This window comes from Bradyrhizobium sp. USDA 4532 (assembly GCF_024171315.1).
Classification (GTDB): domain Bacteria; phylum Pseudomonadota; class Alphaproteobacteria; order Rhizobiales; family Xanthobacteraceae; genus Bradyrhizobium; species Bradyrhizobium australafricanum.
Genome location: NZ_JALJZN010000001.1, coordinates 1,383,523 through 1,408,030 on the forward strand (window position 1 = coordinate 1,383,523; position 24,508 = coordinate 1,408,030).

Annotated in this window: 17 protein-coding genes and 2 tRNA genes; 16 read left to right on the forward strand and 3 right to left on the reverse strand. The window is 65.2% G+C overall.

Annotation, left to right across the window (positions count from 1 at the left end; all coding sequences use genetic code 11):
• Positions 1–8: 8 nt before the first annotated feature.
• From J2R76_RS06700 to J2R76_RS06710, 3 genes are read left to right on the forward strand one after another with little or no spacing between them, the layout of a single operon-like run.
• Complete coding sequence (locus J2R76_RS06700; RefSeq protein ID WP_253623857.1) at positions 9–1,214, forward strand: amino acid ABC transporter permease; 1,206 nt, start codon at positions 9–11, stop codon at positions 1,212–1,214.
• Positions 1,211–2,731 carry an amino acid ABC transporter permease gene (locus tag J2R76_RS06705; protein WP_168856419.1) on the forward strand — a complete coding sequence of 507 codons (1,521 nt, stop codon included), beginning with the start codon at positions 1,211–1,213 and terminating at the stop codon, positions 2,729–2,731. Before J2R76_RS06700 ends, J2R76_RS06705 begins: the two co-directional genes overlap by 4 nt.
• Before the next feature lie 11 nt (positions 2,732–2,742).
• Positions 2,743–3,483, forward strand: coding sequence for an amino acid ABC transporter ATP-binding protein (locus J2R76_RS06710; RefSeq protein WP_168856418.1), 741 nt, complete (start codon positions 2,743–2,745; stop codon positions 3,481–3,483).
• A gap of 149 nt (positions 3,484–3,632) precedes the next feature.
• Here J2R76_RS06710 and J2R76_RS06715 read toward each other — a convergent pair whose 3' ends face one another.
• On the reverse strand, positions 3,633–4,667 hold the full coding sequence (locus J2R76_RS06715) for a cysteine synthase A (RefSeq protein ID WP_057016559.1): 1,035 nt from the start codon (positions 4,665–4,667) through the stop codon (positions 3,633–3,635).
• Positions 4,668–5,281: 614 nt separating this feature from the next.
• On the opposite strand from J2R76_RS06715, the gene J2R76_RS06720 reads away from it, so the two are divergent.
• The 6 genes from J2R76_RS06720 (at position 5,282) to J2R76_RS06745 (ending at position 15,419) form a co-directional block, all read left to right on the forward strand.
• The gene (locus tag J2R76_RS06720; RefSeq protein ID WP_253625993.1) at positions 5,282–6,751 is read left to right on the forward strand and encodes an efflux transporter outer membrane subunit; all 1,470 of its coding nucleotides are present in this window, start codon (positions 5,282–5,284) and stop codon (positions 6,749–6,751) included.
• Entirely contained in the window at positions 6,741–8,186 is a 1,446-nt protein-coding gene (locus tag J2R76_RS06725; RefSeq protein ID WP_141340595.1) for an efflux RND transporter periplasmic adaptor subunit, read from the forward strand. Before J2R76_RS06720 ends, J2R76_RS06725 begins: the two co-directional genes overlap by 11 nt.
• Before the next feature lie 48 nt (positions 8,187–8,234).
• Entirely contained in the window at positions 8,235–11,363 is a 3,129-nt protein-coding gene (locus tag J2R76_RS06730) for an efflux RND transporter permease subunit (RefSeq protein ID WP_253623858.1), read from the forward strand.
• A complete protein-coding gene (locus tag J2R76_RS06735) occupies positions 11,360–14,464 on the forward strand; it encodes an efflux RND transporter permease subunit (protein ID WP_057016562.1) in 3,105 nt (1,034 codons plus the stop codon). Before J2R76_RS06730 ends, J2R76_RS06735 begins: the two co-directional genes overlap by 4 nt.
• 35 nt (positions 14,465–14,499) lie before the next feature.
• Entirely contained in the window at positions 14,500–15,225 is a 726-nt protein-coding gene (locus tag J2R76_RS06740) for a tRNA-uridine aminocarboxypropyltransferase (protein WP_057016563.1), read from the forward strand.
• Positions 15,226–15,345: 120 nt separating this feature from the next.
• Positions 15,346–15,419, forward strand: a tRNA-Cys gene (locus J2R76_RS06745).
• A 43-nt stretch (positions 15,420–15,462) separates the two neighbouring features.
• On the opposite strand, the gene J2R76_RS06750 is transcribed toward J2R76_RS06745, so the two are convergent.
• Both J2R76_RS06750 and J2R76_RS06755 read right to left on the reverse strand, forming a co-directional pair.
• The gene (locus tag J2R76_RS06750; protein WP_016842103.1) at positions 15,463–15,645 is read right to left on the reverse strand and encodes a hypothetical protein; all 183 of its coding nucleotides are present in this window, start codon (positions 15,643–15,645) and stop codon (positions 15,463–15,465) included.
• A 434-nt stretch (positions 15,646–16,079) separates the two neighbouring features.
• Positions 16,080–16,724 carry a TetR family transcriptional regulator gene (locus tag J2R76_RS06755; protein ID WP_253623859.1) on the reverse strand — a complete coding sequence of 215 codons (645 nt, stop codon included), beginning with the start codon at positions 16,722–16,724 and terminating at the stop codon, positions 16,080–16,082.
• 94 nt (positions 16,725–16,818) lie between these two features.
• Here J2R76_RS06755 and J2R76_RS06760 point away from each other — a divergent pair, with 94 nt between their 5' ends.
• From J2R76_RS06760 to J2R76_RS06790, 7 genes are all read left to right on the forward strand, one after another.
• Complete coding sequence (locus J2R76_RS06760; protein ID WP_076828765.1) at positions 16,819–17,304, forward strand: DUF1772 domain-containing protein; 486 nt, start codon at positions 16,819–16,821, stop codon at positions 17,302–17,304.
• Between the two features lie 271 nt (positions 17,305–17,575).
• Positions 17,576–17,650, forward strand: a tRNA-Asn gene (locus tag J2R76_RS06765).
• Positions 17,651–17,785: 135 nt separating this feature from the next.
• Positions 17,786–17,965 (forward strand): hypothetical protein, encoded by a 180-nt coding sequence (locus tag J2R76_RS06770; RefSeq protein WP_050404540.1) that lies wholly within the window; start codon positions 17,786–17,788, stop codon positions 17,963–17,965.
• A 136-nt stretch (positions 17,966–18,101) separates the two neighbouring features.
• Positions 18,102–18,767, forward strand: coding sequence for a protein-L-isoaspartate O-methyltransferase (locus J2R76_RS06775; protein WP_253623860.1), 666 nt, complete (start codon positions 18,102–18,104; stop codon positions 18,765–18,767).
• A gap of 216 nt (positions 18,768–18,983) precedes the next feature.
• Positions 18,984–20,387 carry a TolC family outer membrane protein gene (locus J2R76_RS06780; protein ID WP_050385334.1) on the forward strand — a complete coding sequence of 468 codons (1,404 nt, stop codon included), beginning with the start codon at positions 18,984–18,986 and terminating at the stop codon, positions 20,385–20,387.
• A gap of 334 nt (positions 20,388–20,721) precedes the next feature.
• Positions 20,722–21,456: a PopZ family protein gene (locus J2R76_RS06785; protein WP_057016568.1), complete on the forward strand. Its 735-nt coding sequence runs from the start codon at positions 20,722–20,724 to the stop codon at positions 21,454–21,456.
• 172 nt (positions 21,457–21,628) lie between these two features.
• Positions 21,629–24,496 (forward strand): valine--tRNA ligase, encoded by a 2,868-nt coding sequence (locus J2R76_RS06790; protein ID WP_253590208.1) that lies wholly within the window; start codon positions 21,629–21,631, stop codon positions 24,494–24,496.
• Positions 24,497–24,508 lie beyond the last annotated feature (12 nt).

The following is a 24,508-nucleotide window of genomic DNA, read 5'->3' on the forward strand; positions in this document are numbered from 1 at the left end:
CTGCGGCGATGACGACCGAGCCCCGAAAACCACCGCCTCAGTTCATCTTCCGCCTGAAGCGCGCGCTCGGCGGCCAGTCCGGCTGGACTGGCCTTGCCGTGCAGATCGTGTTCGCGGCGGTGTTGGCCTGGGTCGCCTATGAGATCGTGGCCAATGCCCGCGCCAACCTGGAGTCGCAGCGCATTGCCTCCGGGTTCGGGTTTCTCAAAAACAATGCGGGCTTTGATGTCAGCCTGAACCTGATCCCGTATTCGGGGTCGGACACCTATACGCGGGTGTTCTTCGTCGGCCTGCTCAACACGCTGCTGGTTGCGGGCATTGGCATCGTCTTCGCCACCATCATCGGCTTCATCATTGCGCTGTGCCGGCTGTCGCCGAACTGGCTGTTGGCGCGGCTCGGCGAGATCTATGTCGAGATCGTCCGCAATCTGCCGCTGCTGTTCCAGCTGTTATTCTGGTACCTCGCGGTGCTGGCGGCGCTGCCGGGGCCGCGCCAGAGCATCTCGCTGTTCAACGCCTTCTTCCTCTCCAATCGCGGGCTGGTGATCCCGCGGCCGATCGGCGAGCCCGGGCTCGATCCGCTTCTGATCGCGCTCGCGATTGGCGTCGCAGGCGCGCTGGCGCTGCGCGGCTATGCGAGGCGGGCGCTGTTTCAACGCGGGCAGGCGATCCGGATCTGGCCCTATGTACTCGGCCTGCTGGCTGGCTTGCCACTGGTGACGATGCTGGTGTTCGGGCTGCCGGTGACCTTCGAGCTGCCGCAACTCAAGGGCTTCAACTTCGCCGGCGGCGCGCGGGTGATTCCGGAGCTGGTTGCGCTGGTGGTCGCGCTGTCGACCTATACGGCGGCCTTCATCGCCGAGATCGTCCGCGCCGGCATTCTGTCGGTCCATAAGGGACAGATGGAAGCCGGCTCGTCGCTCGGCCTGTCGCGCGGCACCACCTTGCGGCTGATCGTCGTGCCGCAGGCGATGCGCGTCATCGTTCCGCCGCTGACCAACCAGTACCTCAACCTGACCAAGAATTCGTCGCTGGCGGTCGCGATCGGCTATCCCGACCTGGTCTCGGTATTTGCCGGAACGACGCTGAGCCAGACCGGCCAGGCGATCGAGATCATCGCCATCACCATGGGCGTGTACCTGCTGATCTCGCTGGTCACCAGCGCGATCATGAGCGTCTATGGCTGGCGCATCAACCGGAGCCTTGGGGCATGACCGACGCCACCGCGTCATCCTTCGTCCGGCAGGACCTGGTGCCTGAACGCCGGGCGCCGGTGAAGACCACCGGCCTCGTCGGTTTCATCCGCACGCGGCTGTTGAATTCGCCGACCAACATCCTGCTGACGATCCTGGCGCTGGGGCTGCTCTGGTACACGATCGTTCCCGCGTTCAAGTTCCTGCTGGTCGATGCGGTCTGGAGCGGCAAGGACCGCAATGCGTGTCTCGCCGAGACCGCCGGCCGTCAGGTCGGCGCCTGCTGGCCCTACATCCAGGCCAAGCTCACCCAGCTGATCTACGGCTTCTATCCGGAAGCCGAACGCTGGCGCGTCAACCTGACCTTCGTCCTTGCGGCCGTCCTGTTGCTGCCACTCCTTATTCCGCGCCTGCCGGCGAAGGGCCTGAATGCGAGTCTGTTCTTCTTCGCGTTCCCGGCGATCGCCTTCTTCCTGCTGCGCGGCGGCGGACTATCTGGTTTCGGCGTCAGCTGGGTGGCGAGCCTGTTGCAGCTGTTCGACGACAGCATCGTCAATGCCGGTCAGGTGCTGGTCAATCTCAGCCGGAGTTCGGCGATCGGGCCGCTGCTGTGGGCCGTCGGCAACATCATCGTGCTCGCCGGCAGCCTGATCGGCTGGCTGATCTTTCCGTTGACCTGGCTGCGCGAGCAGCTCCAGTTGTCGAGCCAGCCGCTGTGGTTCGACTTCCTGCTGACCACGGCGATCGTCTCGCTGATCCTGTTTTTCCTCGGCGGCGGCATGCGAACCGGACAACGGGCGCTGCTCGGGAGCCTGGCGAGCTTCGCCGGCATCGCGATCGTGATCAAGCTGATGGGGCTCGACCGCGGCGGACTGCCTATCGTCGATACCAGGCTGTGGGGCGGCCTCCTGGTGACGCTGGTGGTGTCGGTCACCGGCATCGTCACCTCGATGCCGATCGGGATCGCGCTGGCGCTGGGCCGCCGCTCGACCATTCCGCTGATCCGGATATTCTCGATCGCCTTCATCGAGTTCTGGCGCGGCGTGCCGCTGATCACCGTGCTGTTCTTCGCAACCTACATGCTGCCGCTGTTCCTGCCGGGCAACTTCAACGTCGACGGGCTGGTCCGCGCGCTGATCGGCATTGCGCTGTTTGCCGGCGCCTATCAGGCCGAGGTGGTGCGCGGCGGCCTCGCCGCAATCCCGCGCGGGCAGGGCGAGGCGGCGAGCGCGCTCGGCCTGTCCTGGTGGAAGACCACGTCGCTGATCGTGATGCCGCAGGCGCTGCGCCACGTCATTCCGGGTCTCGTCAACAGCTTCATCGCCCTGTTCAAGGACACCTCGCTGGTTTCGATCGTCGCACTGTTCGACCTCTTGGGATCGTTGCACGCGACGTTCTCCGATCCGACCTGGTCGACGCCGACCACGGCCTTTACCGGCTTCGCCTTCGCTGGAATGATCTACTTCGTGTTCTGCTTTGGAATGTCGCGCTACTCGCTGTTCGTCGAAAACCGGCTCAACGCTCACCGCCGCCACTGAACAAGGTCACCATGTCCACAACCCCGATCGTCAACATTTCCACTCTCAACAAATGGTACGGCGACTTCCACGTGCTGCGCGACATCAACCTGGAGGTCGGCAAGGGCGAGCGCATCGTGATCTGCGGCCCATCCGGTTCGGGCAAGTCGACCCTGATCCGCTGCATCAACGCGCTGGAGGAATTCCAGGAGGGCGAGATCGTGGTCGACGGCATCGACCTCGGCCCGAACCTTCGCCGTGTCGACGAAGTCCGCCGCGAGGTCGGCATGGTTTTCCAGAGCTTCAACCTGTTCCCGCATCTCACCGTGCTCGACAATTGCACGCTGGCGCCGATCTGGGTGCGCAACATCCCGAAGAAGGATGCCGAGGCCACCGCGATGAAGTTCCTCGAGCGGGTCAAGATCCCGCATCAGGCCAACAAGTTTCCCGGCCAGATGTCGGGCGGTCAGCAGCAGCGCGTTGCGATCGCCCGCGCGCTGACCATGAACCCGAAGGTGATGCTGTTCGACGAGCCGACCTCGGCGCTCGACCCGGAGATGGTCAAGGAAGTGCTCGACACCATGGTCGATCTTGCCAAGGAGGGCATGACCATGCTGGTCGTGACCCACGAAATGGGCTTTGCCCGCGAGGTCGCCAACCGCGTCGTGTTCATGGACGCGGGCCAGATCATCGAATCGAACACGCCGCAGGAATTCTTCGCCAACCCGCAGCACGCGCGGTCGAAGCTGTTCCTGAGCCAGATTCTGCGGTGATTTCTGCCGTCATTGCGAGCCACCCGGTCGGCGCAAAGCGCCGCCGGATGACAGGCTCCGCGAAGCAATCCAATCCTCCGCATCGGAAGCATGGATTGCTTCGTCGCAATAGCTCCTCGCAATGACGTCTGCGGGGACGCATTCGCTCCCTAGACCAGCGGCAGCTCGATCTTGCTGCGCTTTTCCAGCCATTCCGGGACCGGCAGGTTCTTCGAGCGCATGAAGGCCGGGTTGAACAGCTTGGACTGATAGCGGTTGCCGGAGTCGCAGAGGATGGTGACGATGGTCTTGCCGGGGCCGAGCTGCTTGGCGAGCTGGATCGCGCCCGCGATGTTGACGCCGGTCGAGCCGCCGAGGCACAGGCCTTCGTGCTCCAAAAGCTCATAGATGATGGTCACGGCTTCCTCGTCGGAGATCAGGAACGCGGTGTCGACCTTCGCCGTCTCGACCACCGGCGTGACGCGTCCGAGCCCGATGCCTTCCGTGATCGAATCGCCCGGCGTCGATTTGACCTGCCCATTCTTGAACAGTTCGTACATCCCGAAGCCGTGCGGATCGGCACAGGCGGTGACGACGGCCGGGTTCTTTTCCTTCAGGTAGCGGCTGATGCCGGCAAGCGTGCCGCCGGTGCCGACCGAGCAGATGAAGCCGTCGACCTTGCCGTCGGTCTGCTGCCAGATTTCCGGTCCGGTCGAGTCGTAATGCGCCTTGGGATTGTCGAGGTTGTTCCACTGGTCGGCAAACAGCACGCCGTTCGGTTCGGTCTTGCGCAGCTGCTCCGCGAGACGCCTGCCGAGATGCTGATAGTTGTTCGGATTGGCGAAAGGCAGCGCCGGCGCCTCGACCAGCTCGGCACCGCACAGCCGCAGCATGTCCTTCTTTTCCTGGCTCTGCGTCTCCGGAATGACGATCAGGGTGCGGTAGCCGCGCGCACTCGCCACGACAGCAAGCCCGATCCCGGTATTGCCCGCGGTCGACTCGACCACGAGGCCGCCGGGCTTCAGCGTGCCGCGCCTCTCGGCCTCCAGGATCATCCATTTGCCGGCACGATCCTTCACCGACTGGCCCGGGTTCATGAATTCGGCCTTGCCGAGAATGGTGCAGCCGGTCAGTTCGGACGCGCGTTTCAGCTTGATGAGCGGGGTGTTGCCAATCGCTTCGATGACGTCTTTGTTGAATATCATGTCGGGGAATTTCTTTGCCGGGCTGGGTCTTGCTTGGCGAACCTAGTGTGCTGATCGAAAAAGGGAAGGGCTTTTGCACTGCGGCAAAAGACGGGTTCAACACGCTTGACCTCGCACGCGCGGATGTCTCGAGCTTGGGGAGAACGCCGTTTTGCGGCGGTCGGGTCGGCCAGCAGAATCATCCTGTGGTCCGCGGTTTTGCATGAGTTGCGCGCTCTCGGCCAATCAAGACCTGACGGCGCGGTGCGCAGTGGCGCGAGTCTGGCGCCGCGCCGGCACATCTTGCGGATTCAATGCAACAGGAGCCGAGAAATCCCCATGAAATCTTTGTAAGAATCGTGACTTCCGGCACCGGGCCGAAAAGCGCGGAAATGCCGTAAAAAATAGGGAAAAGTCGGCATTCAAGGTAGCCACGAATCGCTTGCGATGCGACGCCGCGCAATTGTGACGGGGCTGTCCGCCCCATGGTCCCAAGGGTAGGATGGGACAGGCAGGTTCCATTTGAAGCATACCCCCGTGAACGTCACCCAGACCATCGCTGAACGCGTCATTCGTGCGCCACGGGCGAAGTCTGGCTTCGGCGGAGAACGGGTGTGACCCAGCCCATGTCCGTGATGGTGCCTGGAGGCCGGTTCGGCCTCGCCGCCCGCGTGCGCCGGCTCGCGGCACGTTCGCTCGTTGCGCTCGGCCTGGTCGTTGGTTCTGCCGGCTGCATTCTGACCCAGGACATCCCGGATCCTGCGCTCGACGTGCCGCAGGGCTACAAGGCCGTGCGTCTCGGCCGGCCGGGCGACGCGCTTCCGACGCTCGATTGGTGGCGGGGCTTCCGCTCCAAGGAGCTGACGCAGCTGATGGAGGAGGCGCAGACCGTCAACCTCGACATCGCCGCTGCGGTTGCGCGCTTCCGCCAGGCCGACGCGCTGGCGCGGCAGGCCGGCGCGGCGCTGCTGCCGACCCTCAATCTCAACGGATCGGAAACCTACTCGCGCACCTCCGGCTCCAGCGCCAGCGGCCTCACCAATGGCGGGCGCGAGGTGGTGAACTACAACGCCTCGCTGAGCGCCAGCTATCAGCTCGACTTCTGGGGCCAGAACCGCGACGCCGCGCAGGCGGCGGAGGAGACCGCCGTTGCCAACCGGTTCGACCGCGAGGTGGTGGCGCTGACCACGCTGGCGAGCGTCGCCAATGCTTATTTCACCGTGCTCGCGACGCAGGACCGGCTGCGCACCGCGCAGCGCAACATCGCCAGCGCCGAGCGCATCCTCAATGCGATCAAGGAGCGCTTCAAGGCCGGCACCGGCTCCGATCTCGACGTCGCGCAGCAGGAGACTGTGCTCGCCAACCAGCGCGCGCTAGTGCCGCCGCTGCGGCAGACGCTCGACCAGAGCATCAATGCGCTCGCGGTGCTGGTGTCGCGACCGCCGGAAAGCGTGCGCGTCTCCGGCGGCTCGCTCAACGCCGTTGCGATCCCGCGCGTTACGCCGGGCCTGCCGTCTGAATTGCTGACCCAGCGTCCCGACATCCGCCGGCAGGAGGCGCAGCTTGCATCCGCCACCGCCAATGTCGGCAGCGCGCGGGCGCAGTTCTTCCCGAGCATCCAGCTGACCGGGACGGGCGGCTACCAGAGCCAGGCGCTGGTCTCGCTGTTCCAGCCGCATGCCGCCTTCTTCAACCTGGTCGGCAGCATGACCCAGCCGATCTTCGACGGCGGCCGGATCCTCGGCAATTTCGAATACACCAAGGCCAAGCAGGACGAGTTGCTGCAGACCTACCGCAAGACGGTGGTGCAGTCGTTCACCGACGTCGACAATGCGCTGGTCGCGATCCGCGAGACCACGCGCCGGCTGCAGCTGCAGCGCGACGTGCTGTCGTCGTCGCGGCGCGCCTTCGAGCTCGCCGAGCAGCAGCTCAAGGCCGGCACCGCCGATATCGTAACTGTGCTAAACACGCAGCTGACCCTGTTCCAGGCGGAAGATGCCTATTCGCAGGCCCAACTGGCCCGGCTATTGGCGATCGTGAGCCTATATCAAGCATTAGGGGGCGGCTGGGAACCGAAGATGGAAAGACCGGTCGATGCTCTTTAAGCCCGACTCGACGGACGACGAGAAACGCACGGCGCCGCGCAAGCGGAGCCTTCTCTCGCGCGTGCTGGGGCGCATGGTGTCCTTGCTCATCACGCTCGTGATCCTCGGCGGGCTCGGCTATCTCGGCTGGCTCGCCTTCCAGCCCAAGCAAAATGGCGGCGGCGGGCGCGGCGCGGGCGGGCGGCCTGACCTGCCGGTGCCGGTGCTGGCGGCCACGCCGCAGGTGCATGACGTGCCGGTCTATCTCGACGGCGTCGGTTCGGTGAGGGCGCTGAATACCGTGACCGTGCGCTCGCAGGTCGACGGCAAGCTGCTCAAGGTGAATTTCGTCGAGGGCCAGGACGTCAAGAAGGACGACGTTCTGGGCGAGATCGATCCGGCGATCTATCAGGCGCAATACGACCAGGCGGTGGCCACGAAGGCCAAGGACGAAGCGCTGCTCGCCAATCAGAAGATCGATCTTGCCCGCTATGAGCAGCTCGCTGCCACCAACGCGGGCTCGAAGCAGCAGGCCGATACGCAGCGAGCGCTGGTCGCGCAGCAGCAGGCCATCATCAAGGCCGACCAGGCCCAGATCGACAATGCGCGCGCCACGCTCGGCTATACCAAGATCGTCGCGCCGATCGCGGGGCGCGCCGGCCTTCGCCAGGTCGACCAGGGCAACATCATCCACGCCGCCGATACCACGGGGCTCGTCATCCTGACCCAGCTGCAGCCGATCGCAGTATGGTTCAGCCTGCCGCAGCAGCAGATCATGCGGGTCAACGCCGCGGCCGCGAAGGGCCAACTCGCGGTCGACGTGTTCGGCAATGACGGCGTCACCGTGATCGATACCGGCAAGCTGACCGGCATCGACAACCAGGTCGATCCGACCACCGGCACGCTGAAGCTGAAGGCGGAATTCCCCAATGCCAGCTACCAGCTCTGGCCCGGCCAGTTCGTCAATGTCCGCCTCAAGGTCGAGACCCTGCCGCAGGCGATCGTGGTGCCGACCTCCGCGGTGCAGCGCGGTCCCGCCGGCACGTTCAGCTACGTGATCGGTGAGGGCGATATCGTCACCGCCAAGCCGGTCACGGTCACGCAGCAGAACGAGCATGACGCCGTGATCGCCAGCGGCCTGACCACGTCGGACCGCGTCGTGACGACCGGCTTTGCCAATCTCGCCGATGGCGCGAAGGTCGTGGTCGGCAAGGACGACGGGCCGCCGGCCGCCGATCTCGCGCCGCGCAAGCGCAGCCGCAACCCTGACGGCAAGCGCGGGGCGCAAGGCGAAGGTCAAGGCAAGGACGGTAAGAAAGACTGGCAGGGCAAGGACGGCGAGCATCGCGGCCGGCACGAGCATAGCGAAGGCGATCAGAAGGGGCAGACCGGACCGGCGCCCGCGCCAGCAGCAGGGGGCGAACAGTCGGGCGGCGCGCCGAAGGCGCAGCCATGACCGGCATCCTGACTTCGTAATGTCCGATCTAACAGCGAGCACGCAGCCATGAGCGTCTCCGAACCGTTCATCCGCCGGCCGATCGCCACCTCGCTGCTCGGCATCGCCCTGATGATCGGCGGTGCGCTCGGCTATTGGGCGCTGCCGGTCTCGGCGCTGCCGCAGGTCGACTTCCCGACCGTGCAGGTGACGACGCAACTGCCCGGCGCCAGCCCCGACGTGGTGGCCTCGCTGATCACGGCGCCGCTGGAGCGGCAGCTCGGGCAGATCCCGTCGCTGTCGTCGATGAACTCGACGAGCTCGTTCGGCGTCAGCCAGATCTCGTTGCAGTTCGACCTCAACCGCGACATCGACGGCGCCACGCAGGATGTGCAGGCCGCGATCAATGCGGCCGCCGGCATATTGCCGAAGACGCTGCCGTATCCGCCTGTCTACGCCAAGGTGAACCCGGCGGACGCGCCGGTGATGACGCTGGCGCTGACCTCGGAGACGATCTCGCTGCGGGCGATGAGCGATCTCGCCGACACCATCCTGGGTCAACGGCTGAGTCAGATTTCCGGCGTCGGCCGGGTCTCGATCCTCGGTGGATTGAAGCCGGCGGTGCGCGTGCAGGCCGATCTGGCCCGGCTCGCGGCCTACGGCATCGCGATGGAGGATCTCCGCAACGCGATCGCCGGTGCCAACGTGTCGGGGCCGAAGGGATCGCTCGACGGTGCCCAGCAGTCCTACACCATCGCCGCCAACGATCAGATCGCCGCCGCCGACGCCTACCGGCCGATCATCATCGCCTATCGCAACGGCTCGCCGGTCACGATCGGCGACGTCGCCCAGATCGTCGATGGCCTGGAGAACGACCGCACCGGCGGCTGGTACCAGGGCACGCCGGCCGTCATCATCGACATCCAGCGCCAGCCGGGCGCCAATGTCATCGACGTCGTCAAGCAGATCCGCGCCGAAATCCCGCGGCTGCAGCGCGCGGTCCCGGCCGGCGTCAAGCTGACCATCGTCTCCGACCGTACCGTGACGATCCGCGCCTCGGTGCGCGACGTGCAGTTCACGCTGATCCTGAGCGTCGTGCTTGTGACGCTGGTGGTGCTCCTGTTCCTGCGGTCGCTGCGCGCGACCCTGATCGCCGGCGTTGCGCTGCCGCTGTCGCTGATCACGAGCTTCGGCATCATGTATTTCGCGGGCTTCAGCCTCGACAATCTGTCGCTGATGGCGCTGACCATCGGAACCGGATTCGTGGTCGACGACGCCATCGTCATGATCGAGAACATCGTCCGCCACATGGAAGACGGCGAAACGGTGATGGAGGCCTCGCTGAAGGGGGCCAGCGAGATCGGCTTCACCGTGATCTCGCTGACGGTGTCGCTGATCGCGGTGTTCATCCCGCTGCTGTTCATGTCCGGCCTGGTTGGCCGCATGTTCCGCGAATTCGCGCTCACCTTGACGATCGCGGTCGTGACCTCGGCGATCGTCTCGCTGACATTGACGCCGATGATGTGCTCGCGGCTGCTCAAGAACATCCATGAGGAGATGGCGGTCCCGGGCCTCGCCGCGGTCAGCCGTTTCATCGACCGCATGGTGGAGTTCTACCATCGGACGCTGCTCTGGGTGCTGCGGCGCCAGCGCGCGACGCTGCTGGTGACGTTCGCGACCATCGCACTGACGCTGATCATGTATGTGCTGGCGCCGAAGGGTTTTCTGCCGCTGCAGGACACCTCATCGATCACGGCGGTGACCGAGGCCGGACCCGACGTCTCGTTCGCCGAGATGCAGCGGCGGCAGAGCGCGGTCTCAAACATCATCAAGGCCGATCCTGATGTGGTCGGCGTTGTCTCGGTGATCGGTTCGGGCTCGGTCAATCCGACCACCAATGTCGGCCGTCTGGTGATGACGCTGAAGCCGCTCGACCAGCGGCGCGAGGGCGTCGTCAAGGTGATCGAGCGGCTGAAGGAGAAGATCGCGACGGTGCCCGGCATGACGGTGTACTTCCAGCCGGTGCAGGATGTGCAGATCTCGACCCAGTCGAGCCGCTCGCAATACCAGTACACGCTGACCGCGACCGACGCCGCCGAGGTCTCGCAATGGGCGCAAAAGCTCGTCGCCGAGATGCGGCGCGACCCGATCTTCCGCGATGTCTCCTCGGAGGCGCAGGAGGGCGGCCTGCGCGCGGCGCTCGACGTCAATCGCCAGCGTGCCGGCCAGCTCGGCGTCAGTCTGCAGGGCGTCACCGACACGCTGAACGATGCCTTCGCGCAGCGGCAGATATCGACGATCTACGGCCAGGCCAACCAGTACCGCGTCGTGCTCGAAGCGCTGCCGATGTATCAGCGCGACCCGTCGATTCTCGACAAGCTCTATCTGCCCGGCGCCAACGGCGCGCAGGTGCCGCTGTCGGCGGTGGCGACGCTGGTCCGGACCACGGCGCCGCTCGCGATCTCGCACCAGGCGCAATTCCCGTCGGTCTCGCTCAGCTTCAACCTGGCGCCGGGCGAGGCGCTGGGCGACGCGGTCGCGGCCGTGAAGGCGATCGAGAGCAGGATCGGAATGCCCCGCAGCATCGTCGGGATCTATTCCGGCGACGCCGCCGAATTCTCGCGCTCGCTCGCCGGCCAGCCCTGGCTGATCCTGGCGGCGATCATCACGATCTACATCGTGCTCGGCGTGCTCTATGAGAGCTATATCCATCCGATCACCATCCTCTCGACGCTGCCCTCGGCCGGCGTCGGCGCCATCCTCGCCTTGATGCTGTGCGGGCAGGACCTCTCGGTGATCGGCCTGATCGGCATCATCCTGTTGATGGGTATCGTCAAGAAGAACGCGATCATGATGATCGACTTCGCGCTGGAGGCCGAGCGTCACCAGGGCATGTCGTCCTATGACGCCATCGTGCAGGCCTGCCTGCTGCGCTTCCGCCCGATCATGATGACGACGCTGGCGGCGCTGTTCGGCGCGCTGCCGCTCGCGATCGAAAGCGGCACCGGCGCGGAACTGCGCTTCCCGCTCGGTATCTCGATCATCGGCGGCCTGCTGTTGAGCCAGCTGCTGACGCTCTACACCACGCCGGTGATCTATCTGGCGCTCGACCGCCTCAACCGCCGGATCGAGCGGGCCGTGCCGGAGCCGGGTCCCAGCGGCCCGCCGATAGCGGGCGCCACCGAGGGCATGCAGTGATCTCGATCTCGGAGCCCTTCATCCGTAGGCCGGTGGGCACCACACTGCTTGCGATCGGGCTGTTCCTGGTCGGGATCGTCGCCTACCAGTTCCTGCCGGTGTCGTCGGTTCCGAATGTCGATTTCCCGACCATTCGGGTGTCGGCGTCCAGGCCAGGGGCCGATCCCTCCGTAATGGCCGCGACCGTCGCCGCACCGTTGGAGCGCAAGCTCGGCACCATTTCGGGCGTCGACCAGATCACCTCGACGAGCTCACTCGGCACCACCAGCATCCAGGTGCAGTTCTCGATCGGCCGCAATATCGACCGCGCCGCGCGCGACGTGCAGGCCGCGATCAACGCCTCGCTCGCCGATCTGCCGAGCGACCTGCCGTCGCTGCCCAGGTTCCGCAAGGCCAACCCGGCCGCGTCGCCGGTATTCGTGCTGGCGCTGACCTCGAAGACGATCTCGACTAGCGCGATGTACGACGTCGCCGACACGGTGCTGGCGCAGCGCATCTCGCAGGTGCCGGGAGTGGGCGAGGTGACCGTCAGCGGGGCCGACCAGCCAGCGGTGCGCATCGCGCTCAACCCGGTGTCCCTGGCGAACGCCGGGATCGCGACCGACGACGTCCGGCTCGCGATCATCAATGCCAACCCGCTGGGGCCGGTCGGCATCTTCAATGGCGGCCGGCTGAGCGAGACGCTCTCGATCAACAAGCAGATGCGCACCGCCGCCGAATTCCGCGACATTGTCATCAAAAGCTCGAACGGCAATTACGTCCGCCTCGCCGACGTCGCCGAGGTCGAGGATTCCGTGCGCAACTCGCGCTCGATCGCCTGGTTCAACAAGCAGCCGGCGGTGCTGATCCAGATCACCAAGCAGGGCGACGCCAACGTCATCGACACCGTCGACGGCGTTCGCAGGATGCTGCCGGAACTGAAGAAATGGATTCCGGCGGGCGTCGAGATCTCCACCCTGGTCGATCGCACCGGAACGATCCGCGCCAGCGTCGAGGACATGCAGTTCACGCTGCTGGCGACCGCAGTGCTTGTGATGATCGTGGTGTTCGTGTTCCTGCGCCGGGTGGTGCCGACGATCGCCGCCGGCGTGTCGGTGCCGCTGGCGCTGGCGGGCACCTGCGCCGGGATGTGGCTCGCCGGCTTCTCGATCGACAATCTGTCGCTGATGGCGCTGGCGATCTCCGTCGGCTTCGTGGTCGACGACGCCATCGTGATGATCGAGAACATGTACCGCAATCTCGAGCAGGGCATGGCGCCGTATCCGGCCGCGGTCGAAGGCGCCAAGCAGATCGGCTTCACGGTGCTGTCGATCTCGCTGTCGCTGATCGCGGCCTTCACGCCGCTGATCTTCATGGATGGCATCGTCGGGCGCCTGCTGCGCGAATTCTCGCTGACGCTGGTGTTCGCGATCGCGGTTTCGACCGTGGTGTCGCTGACCATCACACCGATGATCTGCGCGCATTACATCAGGGAGGCGACCTCCGATCATGCCACCTGGTACGATCGCGTCATCGAGGGCACGCTGTCCCGTGTCGTGGCGTTCTACGCAGCGACGCTGCGAATCGTGCTCGGCTATCCCTTCCTGACCCTGGTGGTGTTCTTCGCCACCGTCGCGCTGACGGTGACGCTCTACATCAAGACGCCGAAGGGCTATTTTCCGACCGACGACAGCGGCTTCGTGATCGGCTCGACGCGGGCGTCGGCGGATATCTCGTTCCAGGCGATGCTTCAGCTGCAGCAGCGGCTCGCCGACATCGTGATGGCCGACCCCGCTGTCGCCGGCATCGGCTCGTCAGTCGGTTCCGGCGGCGGCCCGGGCGGCGCCACCTCCAACCGCGGCATCATGTACATCAGCCTGAAGCCGCCGGAGGAGCGGGGAGGCCTGTCGACCGCGCAGGTGATCGACCGGCTGCGCCGCAACCTGTTCATGGTGCCGGGCATCCGCCTGTTCATGTTCGCCGCACAGGACATTCGCACCGGCGGCCGGCAGAGCGATTCAGACTACCAGTACACGCTCGCCTCGACCGATCTCGAGCTGCTGCAGAAATGGGCGCCGATCATCGCCAAGCGCATGGAAACGGTGGAGGGCATCACGGACGTCTCCTCCGACCGCGATCCCGGCGGGCTACAGCTCAACCTCGTGATCAACCGCAAGACCGCCTCCAGCCTCGGCGTCCGCGTGCAGGACATCGACAATGCGCTCAACAACGCCTTCTCGCAGCGGCAGATCTCGTACATCTACACCCAGCGCAACCAGTACATGGTAGTGCTCGAGATCGATCCGAAATTCCAGAGCGATCCGTCGAACCTCGAGCGCATCTACGTTGCCGGCGCCAACGACGTGCAGGTGCCGCTGTCGGCGCTGGTGCACTACCAGCGTGGATTGTCGGCGCTCGCGGTCTATCACTCCGGCGGCTTCCCCTCGACCACGGTGTCGTTCAACCTGCTGCCGGACGTGCCGCTGGAGGTGGCGACGACGAACATCCAGCAGGCGGTCGACGAGCTGCACATGCCCGAGGGCATTCGCGGCAGCTTCGACGGCAATGCCGGCGACTTCAACAAGACCAGCGGGCGGCAGCCGCTCCTGATCCTCGGCGCGCTGGTCGCGATGTATATCGTGCTCGGCGTGCTCTATGAGAGCCTGGCGCATCCGATCACGATCATCTCGACCCTGCCTTCGGCCGGGCTCGGCGCCTTGCTCGCCTTGCAGGTGACCAACACGCCGCTGACGGTGATCGCCTTCGTCGGCATCATCCTGTTGATCGGCATCGTCAAGAAGAACGGCATCATGATGGTCGATTTCGCGCTCGAGGCCGAGCGGCATCAGGGCCTGTCGTCGCGGGACGCGATCTTCGAGGCCTGCCGCGCGCGCTTCCGTCCCATCCTGATGACGACGATGGCCGCGCTGTTCGCCGGCATTCCGCTGGTCATTGCGACCGGCCCGGGCACCGAGCTGCGCCGGCCGCTCGGCATCACCATCATCGGCGGCCTGTTCGTGTCGCAGATCCTGACGCTCTACACGACACCGGTGATCTATCTCTTGATCGACCGGCTGCGCCAGCGCCGCGAGCCGTCAGGCGTGCACGCACCCGCGGAATAGTTTGAATTGCACGATTGCAAGCGTATAGCGGAGCGATGTCCGAACCGACCGAAGCAAAAACCGATATTGTCGCCGAGATCGAGGAGTGCGCGCATTGCGGCAAGCCGTTGCCGCTGTGCATCTGCGACAGCGTCACGCCGATCGAGAGCCGCATCCAGCTCCTGATCCTGATCCATCCGCAGGAGCAGGACAGGGCGCTCGGCACCGCGCGACTGTTGGCACAGCATTTCGAAAACGCCGTGGTGCGGATCGGGCTGTCCTGGCCGAGCCTGGCCAAGGCGCTCGGCCGGCCGGTACCCGATCCGTCACGCTGGGCGGCGCTCTATCTCGGCTCCGCCAAGGTCGAAGACCTCGAGACCGATGCCGAGATCGTTGCGATCAACCGCAAGGGCGAGCTCGAGCCGCATCAGCGCGCCATCCTCTCCGACATCGAGGGCATCGTGCTGCTCGACGGCACCTGGAGCCAGGCCAAGGCGCTGTGGTGGCGCAATGCCTGGATGCTGAAGTGTCAGCGGGTGATTCTCGGGCCGAAACGGCCCTCGCTCTACGGCAGACTGCGGCGGGAACCGCGCCGCGACGGCCTGTCCACCATTGAGGCGGCCGCGATCCTGCTGGCGGGGCTGGAGAAGCGGCCGGACATTGCCGCAACGTTGTCAGGCAGTTTCGAGCGGATGCTGGCGAGGTTCCGCGAAGTGCAGGCCAAATTGCCGGAATTGGCGCCAAAACCGAAGAAGCGGGATTTCCGGAGGCGCCGGCGCTAGAGCCTGATCCGGAAAAGCGCGAAGCGGTCTTCCGAAAGGATATTGCTCAAACAAGGGGCACCTTACCTTCCGGCTCGGTTGCCTATCGGAGAGAGGCCGTATATGAAGTCCGCCGCAAGGGGCCACGTGGCGGAGTGGTTACGCAACGGTCTGCAAAACCGTGTACACCAGTTCAATTCTGGTCGTGGCCTCCACTCATCTCATCAATGGCTTGCAGCCAGTCAATGAGAAGCCGCATTAACTCGCGGCGTACCAACCTTCAGGAAACGGAATCAGCGGCCACGGCGCCTGGTTGTCATTGGCCGCGCGCGGTGGCGGCTGAATGCGGGGCGAGGGCTGAGCCACGAGATCCTCCTGAGCAATGGGCGCGATCGCCGTTCGCACGGCGTCCAGCAGCAGATCAAATTCGACTTCGCTCATCGCGCTCTCCGAGGTTCGAGAGCGCCATGGTCGCAAAACTGTCTTCGGTCCGGATTGAGCGATTCGTTCGAATTTTATGAAAAGAACGATGGCGCCCGCTTTGGTTAATGAATCGTTGGTGGCTCCTTCGGGAACCTAGGTCGGCGTGGCCGCACCTCATGTGAGACAGATCACATCTTGCGAAAAACTCTGCCCGGAATTCCCGGCAATACTCATAGCCGTCAAATATCGCAGGAATTTTAGGGAGTCGTGACAATGAGGGCGTGCGTCGCGGGATACTCGTTGATCGCATGCCACCTCGATCCTCGGCTCTTGCTGACACGGTTTCACCAGTGGGCAGTGTCAGGCGCTGCGGGCAGCTCCGAACAGAGCAAATCGCCTTCGCCCGCTGTCTATCGCCTCGGGCCGGAGGAAATTCCCGACGTCCGCGCCCGTTACGTTAGCCCGGTGAGGTCGTGCGGCAGCATGGTCTTGAACTGCGTCAGCGCTTGCCGCGCCTTCCTCGGTGGCAGCGTGATCGCGTGACGGACGGCGGCTGCGATCAGTGTCATGGTCAGGGCGGAAAAGGTGGCGAGGGCGGCAGTCGGCATGTCGGGCGCAATCCGCCTGACCGCGTCGGACAACAGGCCGGAGAGCACGGCCATGTCGTCCGCATCGAGCTTCTGCAGGGCGCGGTCGGCTTGCGTCGCCTGCCAGATGTCGCGCATGACAGGCTCGCGCATGAACATCTCGTAGTAGCTGTCGACGATCCTGCACAGCGCCGGGTGCAGGTCGCGCGCGGTCGTCACCGCGGCCAGATCGCGCCTGACGCAATCGCGCCCGACCGCGTTATGGCGTTCGGCCAGGGTGCCGATGATCGCGGCCTTGTCCGGGAAATATTGATAGAGCGAGCCGAATGCGACGCCGCTGCGCGCGACGACATCGCTCATGCGGAAAGCCTCGCTGCCCTTTTCCGCCATGATCTCGGTCGCACAGGCGAGGATGCGCTCGAAGCGCTCGCGGCTGCGCTGCTGGGTCGGGGCAAGCCGCGCCAGCCCGGGCAGGGGGACTTCCACGGATGCGGCCTTTCGTCTCGACATCTTTCGCTTCCCTGCGATCGGGGTTGACGGCTCTAATACGAGAGTTTATCGCATTTCAAAAATACGAGTATATCTCGCATTTGGAGGCGGAACGATGCGCCAGATCCTAACCTCGGCCTTGCTGTGGTTTTCCGCGCTCGGCTGCGGCCTGCTCGCCGGGCTCTATTTTGCGTTCTCGGCTTTTGTCATGACCGCGCTCGGCCGCATCGATCAGGCCGCCGGCATCTCGGCGATGAACGCGATCAATGTCGATATTGTCCGTTCGCCGTTCATGCCGGTGTTCCTCGGCACCACGCTGTCCTGCGCCGTGCTCGTCTTGCTCGGCGGGCTCAGATGGCAGGAGCCGGGCGCGATTGCGATGATTTGCGGCGGCGGCCTCTACGTGGTCGGCATGTTCGTCGTGACCGTCGTCTTCAATGTGCCGCTGAACGATCAGCTTGCGGCCTCTGATCCTGCGGGCAGGTCGGCGGCATCGGTCTGGGCGCGCTATCTGACCGACTGGACCTTCTGGAACCACGTGCGGACCATCGCCTCGCTGGCCGCGACCGCGCTGTTCATCGTTGCCATCGCCGGGCGGTAGCCAACCCCGTTTGCGCGAGGAGCTGGGCCGTCGCGCCCCTGACAGAATCACGGGCGCGGTGCGACCGCCGCGCTGGCGGTGTTTCCAGGCGCCCGCGGGAGCGCGGCCGGGCCGGCGGGCTGGGCATGTCGCACACCGGGCGACAGGTAAGCCCTTGTATCGCAGAGGCTTACCGTGCGCGCTAAAGTTTCGCCGGAGGCGCGATTTGGTTCTTTGCAAGGCCGAAAGGCTTTGTTATACGCTGCCCGCTCGCGAACAGATGTTCGCCTATTCCTCGGTAGCTCAGCGGTAGAGCATTCGACTGTTAATCGAATGGTCGCTGGTTCGAATCCAGCCCGGGGAGCCAGTTTGGTCTGGCCCCATCGATCCCCCAAATCGCCATCACAAGCCCGTGGTCCGCAGCGGACAGGCCGAAAACGTCGTCAAATCGACTCAATAGCCGTCGACACTTGCTCCCGCCGGGTCTTGAGAGGTGATTTTGATGGCCATTAACCTGATCGACCTGTCGATGCCGCAGCCGACGCTCGTTCCGAGCGATGCCCCCGACATCAGTGACGACGAGTGCGTCCGCCGGCTCGCGAGGGCCGTCGAGGAGCATGATTCCGAGCATCTCGATGAAGTGGCCCGCCTGATCGGCCGGCTCGCCGTCACGATCGAATAGACTGCGCCTTGGAGCGCGTTTTGGGAGCGCGTTTCGCCCGCCAGCGGCGTGTTGCGTTTTGGCGGAGCTTGTTCCAAAAGATGGCCCTGTTCTAGCTTCTCCAGCGGCAATGCCGCGACTTGCAGGGTCTCCGCCAATGACCGGTTTTTCGACCGCGCGCCAGTATATGGTCGATGGTCAGGTGCGTCCGAGCGACGTGACCGATGATCGTATTCTCGATGCCATGCTGACCGTGCCGCGCGAGGTCTTCGTGCCGGCCAGCAAGCAGGCGCTGGCCTATCTCGACCTCGACCTCGATGTCGCCGAGGGCGGTGCGACGAGGCGCTGTCTGATCACGCCGGCGCTGCTCGCCCGGATGCTCCAGGCCGCCGAGATCAAGGCCACCGACCGCGTCCTCGTGGTCGGCTGCGCGACCGGCTACGCCGCCGCCGTCGTGGCGCGCTTTGCCGCAGAGGTCAGCGCGACCGAAAGCGATCCGGCCCTTGCCGCAAAGGCGACCACGGCGTTCGCCGAACTCGGGATCCAGAATATCACGGTCAAAGCGGCCGCGTCCGCCGATGGCGATGCCGCGGGCGCCCCGTTTGACGTCATTATCCTCAATGGTGCGACGGAAATCGTCCCGACCGGGCTGTTCGGCCAACTCAAGGAGGGGGGCCGGCTGGTCGGGGTGTTCGGCCTGTTGCCGCCGCCGCGCGCCACCCTGGTGACGCACTCCCACGGGGATTTCGGCCATCGCGAGCTGTTCGACGCCTCGGCCCCCGTTTTACCCGGATTCGAGCGAGTTCCCGCCTTCGTCTTCTGACCCTCTCCTGCGGCGCACGGGCTGATAAAATCCCGTTCCGAATCAGAAGTGTGGCCCGTTTGCCCCATGTGAAGAGTTTCGACCGTGTTCCGTTGCGGGGTAGTTCCGTTGGCCCTAGCTGCGGACTAAGGTGAGGCGGGACTCACTTCGACTGAAGCGACCGCCGGACTGATTTGCGTGTGGGAGACGGCGACTACAATGATTGGATTTCCGGGGATGCGTGGGGTGAAGGTTGTCACCGCGGCTGCGACTGCCGTCCTTCTGTTGGCGGAGATGGGCCCTGTGCCCGCACTCGCCGATACAATCGAGGCCGCGCTGGTGCGGTCCTACCAAAACAATCCCCAGCTGAACGCGCAACGCGCGCAGGTGCGGTCAACTGACGAGAACGTTCCGCAGGCACTGTCGGGCTACCGCCCGAAAGTCGCGCTAACGGCAAGCGCGGGGTACCAATACACCGATACGCTGACGACACAGGGCGGCGACGCGAACAATCTTGTCCGCACCCAAATCCATGGCGCCAACGCCCCACGCAGCGCAGGCCTCACGGTCAACCAATCGCTGTTCAACGCGCAGACCGCGCCCAGGGTGCGCGCGGCGGAAAGCCAGGTCTCGGCGGCGCGCGAGGGCCTGCGTGTGCTCGAGCAAACCGTGATCCTGAGCGCGGCCACGATCTACATGGACTATCTCCGCGACTCCGCCATCGTCGAGGTTCAGCGCAGCAACACGCGCGTGCTGGAACAGACGCTGAAGCAGACCCAGGATCGCTTCAATGTCGGCGAAGTGACGCGCACCGACGTCGCGCAATCCGAAGCGCAGCTTGCGGCAGGCAAAACCCAGCAGCTCACCGCCGAATCGAACCTGACGACGACGCGATCGAATTTCCGCCGCATCATCGGCAACGAGCCACAGAATCTCGCGCCGGGCTCGCCGGTCGACCGCTTCCTGCCGACGACGCTTGCGGCCGCCGTCGATCTCAGCCTGACCCAGAATCCGAACGTCACCTCGGCGATGTACGGCGTCGACGTCAACTTCCTGCAGGTCAAGGTCAGCGAGGGTGCGCTGTTCCCGTCGGTCAACCTGCAAACGTCGGTGCAGCAGCAATACGAACAGACCCTGATCAGCCAGCGCGCATTCAGCGCGGGAACGGCGGTCCAGCTGTCGGTGCCGCTCTACCAGGGCGGTGCGGAATATTCGCTGATCCGCCAGTCCAAGGAATCGCTGGCGCAGCAGCGCCTCGTGCTCGAACAGACCCGCGATCAGGCGCGCGCCAACGTCGTCACCGCGTGGGGCCAGCTGGTCGCCGGCAAGTCGCAGGTGGCATCGGCACAGGCGCAGGTGACCGCGTCGGAGATCGCCCTGAACGGCGTGCGCGAAGAGGCCAAGGCCGGTCAACGCACCACGCTTGACGTGCTCAACGCGCAGCAGGCGCTCGTCAACGCGCGCAACGCGCTGGTCACCGCGCAGCACGACCGCGTCGTCGCGTCCTATAACGTGCTGAGCGCGGTTGGCCGCTTGTCGCCGCAGGTGCTCGGGCTTTCGACCAACGTCTACGATCCGAGCGTGCATTACCAGCAGGTTCGTGACAACTGGGCCGGCGTACGCACGCCCGACGGCCGCTAAACACCTTCGCATCGTCATCGCTTGTCGCGTCATGTTTGTGGTTCTGAGTTAATCAGGACCACAAACAGGCGCGATTGCTTGCATTCGATAATTGGCCTGACATACCGTTTTGTCGGGCAGCAAGGCGATTCGCGGCGCGCCGGCGTAGCGTGATGACAGGTGCGACGCCCCCTGTGATCACGCTGCATTGGGCGACACGAAGCTTGCACAAAGCCTCGGGCGGGCTTGATCTGGGGACAAGTCGGGCGGGAGCAATGAAAATCTCTGCCCGCATCATCGGAACCGGCGAATCCTCTCGGGCTTGATGTAAATTCGTTTCGATGTGGAGTCGGAGATGACGCAACCTGCGAAGGTCCAAGAGCCCTCGATGGAGGAGATCCTGGCGTCGATCCGTCGCATCATTGCCGACGACGAGGCGAAGCCGGCCGCGGCCGAGAAGCCTGCGGCCGCCGCTGCAGCCCCGGCGCCGAAGGTCGAGCCAGCACCAGCAGCCAAGCCCGCGATGAAGAGCCCGCCGTCCGCAGCGCCACCGGCCGCGAAGGCCGCCGCGCCGGCGCCGAAATCACCGCCGCCTGCGCCGGCACCGGCGGCCAGCAACAGTCAGGACGACATCGACTCGCTGCTCGCCAGCCTCGATGAGGCGACGCCCGCAGCCGAGATCAGGCCGTCGCCGCAGCCCGCGGCCCAGCCCGAAGCCGACGTGTTCGAACTCACCGACGAGATGGCGCTGCCGGACCCGGCCGCCGCGCCGTCGTTCCGCAAGGTCGAGCCGCAGGACGACCTCGAGTTCACGGAAGCGCGGAGCCGGGCGCCGGAACCGGCCCGGGAGCCGCCGGCGATCGAGACCGCGCCCATGCAGCAGATCATCTCGGGAACCACGATGCGGGCCGTCGAGTCGGCCTTCAACTCTTTGGCCAACACCGTGCTGAGCAACAATGCGCGGACGCTCGAGGATCTGGTCAAGGAGATGCTGCGGCCGATGCTGAAGTCCTGGCTGGACGACAATCTGCCCGGGCTGGTCGAGCGGATCGTCAAGGCCGAGATCGAGCGGGTATCCCGCGGGCGCTAGCTGCGCGCGGCGTTAGCAGCGCAGCTGGCGCGAGGCTGGCTCCCGCCGTTGGGCCTGGCGGCCCTCAATCAGCTCCCCAAATGCCCTAAACGTCGATTTGACGTACCGGTCCGGTTGACTTGGTGCGCTCCGGCGGCTTTCTAACGCTTTCCATGGTCCACAGCGCATTGTCATGATCGAGAAAAACTACCAGCCCGCCGATATCGAGCACCGGATGGCCCGGATCTGGGAGGAGAGCGGTGCGTTCAAGGCCGGCCGGCCTGAACGCAAGGACGCCGCGCCCTTCACCATCGTGATCCCGCCGCCGAACGTGACCGGCTCGCTGCACATGGGCCACGCGCTCAACAACACGCTGCAGGACATCCTGTGCCGCTTCGAGCGGATGCGCGGCCGCGACGTGCTGTGGCAGCCCGGCACCGATCACGCCGGCATCGCCACCCAAATGGTGGTCGAGCGGCAGCTGATGGAACGGCAGGAGCCGGGCCGGCGCGACATGGGCCGCGCCAAGTTCCTCGAGCGGGTCTGGCAGTGGAAGGCCGAGAGCGGCGGCACAATCGTCAACCAGCTCAAGCGCCTCGGGGCGTCCTGCGACTGGTCGCGCGAGCGCTTCACCATGGACGAGGGCCTGTCGAGCGCCGTCGTCAAGGTGTTCGTCGAGCTGCACCGCGATGGCCTGATCTACAAGGACAAGCGCCTGGTCAATTGGGACCCGAAGCTGCTCACCGCGATCTCCGATCTCGAAGTGCAGCAGGTCGAGGTCAGGGGCCATCTCTGGTACCTGCGCTACCCGATCGAGGGCCGCAGCTTCAGCCCCGAGGATCCGAAATCGTTCATCGTGGTCGCGACGACGCGCCCCGAGACGATGCTCGGCGACACCGCGGTCGCGGTGCATCCGGACGACGAGCGCTACGCCGATCTGGTCGGCCAGCACGTCATCCTGCCGCTGGTCGGCCGCAGGATTCCGATCGTCGCCGACGACTATTCCGATCCGGAGAAGGGCTCGGGCGCGGTCAAGGTGACGCCTGCGCACGACTTCAACGACTTCGAGATCGGCAAGCGTCACGGCCTGCCGCAGATCAGCGTGCTCGACCAGGAAGGCAGCCTCAGCCTGGTGGGCAACGAGGATTATCTGCGCGGCCTGCCTGTCGGCGCCGACGAGTTCGCCGCCGAGTTTGACAAGATCGAGCGCTTCGCGGCGCGCAAGAAGATCGTCGCAAGGCTGGAGGAGTTCGGCTTCCTCGAGCGGATCGAGCCCAACACCCACATGGTGCCGCATGGCGACCGCTCCGGTGTCGTGATCGAGCCGTATCTGACCGACCAGTGGTATGTCGACGCCAAGACGCTGGCGCAGCCGGCGATCGCGGCGGTGCGCTCCGGCGAAACCACGTTCGTGCCGAAGAACTGGGAAAAGACCTATTTCGAGTGGATGGAGAACATCCAGCCCTGGTGCATCTCGCGCCAGCTCTGGTGGGGCCATCAGATCCCGGCGTGGTACGGACCCGACGGCAAGGTGTTCGTCGCCGAGACCGAGGAAGAGGCGGTCGGCCACGCGCTCGGCTATTACGTCGAGCAGGAAGTCATCACGCCGGAGCAGGGCCACGACATGGCGGTCGACCCCGCCAAGCGCGAGGGCTTCATCACGCGTGACGAGGACGTGCTCGACACCTGGTTCTCGTCGGCCCTGTGGCCGTTCTCGACGCTGGGCTGGCCGGACGACACGCCGGAGGTCGCGCGCTACTACCCGACCAATACGCTGGTTACCGGCTTCGACATCATCTTCTTCTGGGTCGCCCGCATGATGATGATGGGCCTCCATTTCATGAAGGAGGCGCCGTTCTCGACCGTCTACATCCACCGCCTCGTCCGCGACGAGAAGGGCGCCAAGATGTCGAAGTCGAAGGGCAACGTCATCGACCCGCTCGGCGTGATCGACGAATACGGCGCCGACGCGCTGCGCTTCGCGCTGACCCGCGAGGCGGCGCAAGGCCATGACATCCGCCTGTCGCCGCATCTGGTCGAGACCAACCGCAATTTCGCGACCAAGTTCTGGAACGCCTGCCGGTTCGCCGAGATGAACGAGTGCGTCAAGCCGGACGGTTTCGATCCGAAGGGCGCAAAGGAGACGTTGAACCGCTGGATCGCGCACGAAACCTCGCGCGTCACCCGCGAGGTCACCGAGACGATCGAGGATCATCGCTTCAACGATGCCGCGGGCGCGATCTACCGCTTCGTCTGGAACGTGTTCTGCGACTGGTATCTTGAGCTCGCGAAACCCGTGCTGATGGGCGAGGAGGGCGCGGCCAAGGCCGAGACCCGCGCCATGGTCGCCTGGACCCGCGACGAGATCCTCAAGCTGCTGCATCCGTTCATGCCCTTCATCACCGAGGAGCTGTGGGCGGTGACCGCAAAGCGCGACGGCCTGTTGGTGCTGGCGTCCTGGCCGCGCAAGTCGGGCGTGACCGGCGAGCAGCTGGCCGCGATCGCGACCGCCGGTCCGGTGGTCGATCCGATCATTCCGCCGGTGATTGCCGCGCTCGACGCCGACGAGTTCAGCGATCCTGCGGCCGAGGCCGAGATCGGCTGGGTGGTCGATCTCGTCACTGCGATGCGGTCGGTGAAGGCGGAAATGAACATCCCGCCGTCGACACTGACGCCGCTGGTGATCGCGGGCGCCTCCGACGAGACGCGGGACCGCGCGCGGCGCTGGAACGACACCATCAAGCGGCTCGCACGATTGTCGGATATCTCGTTTGCCGATCACCCGCCGGAAGGCGCGGTACAGCTCCTTGTCCGCGGCGAGGCGGTCGCGCTGCCCCTGAAGGGCGTGATCGATCTCGCGGCTGAACGCACGCGGCTGGAGAAGGAGCTCGGCAAGGCCGACGCCGACATCAAGCGGGTCGATGCCAAGCTCGCCAACGACAAGTTCGTCGCCAACGCGCCGGAAGAGCTCGTCGAGGAAGAGAAGGAAAAGCGCGCGGCAGCAGCGGAGCGCCGCGCCAAGATTCTCGAGGCGATCGAGCGGTTGAAGAAGGCGTCATAGCTGATAACGCCG

Excerpts from the sequence above, each read along its gene's own strand:
- J2R76_RS06730 (WP_253623858.1), top strand. The coding sequence starts at position 8,235 with ATGAGCGTCTCCGAACCGTTCATCCGCCGGCCGATCGCCACCTCGCTG.
- J2R76_RS06780 (WP_050385334.1), top strand. The coding sequence starts at position 18,984 with ATGCGTGGGGTGAAGGTTGTCACCGCGGCTGCGACTGCCGTCCTTCTG.
- J2R76_RS06705 (WP_168856419.1), top strand. The coding sequence starts at position 1,211 with ATGACCGACGCCACCGCGTCATCCTTCGTCCGGCAGGACCTGGTGCCT.
- J2R76_RS06760 (WP_076828765.1), top strand. The coding sequence starts at position 16,819 with ATGCGCCAGATCCTAACCTCGGCCTTGCTGTGGTTTTCCGCGCTCGGC.
- J2R76_RS06790 (WP_253590208.1), top strand. The coding sequence starts at position 21,629 with ATGATCGAGAAAAACTACCAGCCCGCCGATATCGAGCACCGGATGGCC.
- J2R76_RS06720 (WP_253625993.1), top strand. The coding sequence starts at position 5,282 with ATGGTGCCTGGAGGCCGGTTCGGCCTCGCCGCCCGCGTGCGCCGGCTC.
- J2R76_RS06785 (WP_057016568.1), top strand. The coding sequence starts at position 20,722 with ATGACGCAACCTGCGAAGGTCCAAGAGCCCTCGATGGAGGAGATCCTG.
- J2R76_RS06755 (WP_253623859.1), bottom strand. The coding sequence starts at position 16,724 with ATGTCGAGACGAAAGGCCGCATCCGTGGAAGTCCCCCTGCCCGGGCTG.
- J2R76_RS06750 (WP_016842103.1), bottom strand. The coding sequence starts at position 15,645 with ATGAGCGAAGTCGAATTTGATCTGCTGCTGGACGCCGTGCGAACGGCG.
- J2R76_RS06770 (WP_050404540.1), top strand. The coding sequence starts at position 17,786 with ATGGCCATTAACCTGATCGACCTGTCGATGCCGCAGCCGACGCTCGTT.
- J2R76_RS06775 (WP_253623860.1), top strand. The coding sequence starts at position 18,102 with ATGACCGGTTTTTCGACCGCGCGCCAGTATATGGTCGATGGTCAGGTG.
- J2R76_RS06710 (WP_168856418.1), top strand. The coding sequence starts at position 2,743 with ATGTCCACAACCCCGATCGTCAACATTTCCACTCTCAACAAATGGTAC.
- J2R76_RS06715 (WP_057016559.1), bottom strand. The coding sequence starts at position 4,667 with ATGATATTCAACAAAGACGTCATCGAAGCGATTGGCAACACCCCGCTC.
- J2R76_RS06700 (WP_253623857.1), top strand. The coding sequence starts at position 9 with ATGACGACCGAGCCCCGAAAACCACCGCCTCAGTTCATCTTCCGCCTG.
- J2R76_RS06740 (WP_057016563.1), top strand. The coding sequence starts at position 14,500 with ATGTCCGAACCGACCGAAGCAAAAACCGATATTGTCGCCGAGATCGAG.
- J2R76_RS06725 (WP_141340595.1), top strand. The coding sequence starts at position 6,741 with ATGCTCTTTAAGCCCGACTCGACGGACGACGAGAAACGCACGGCGCCG.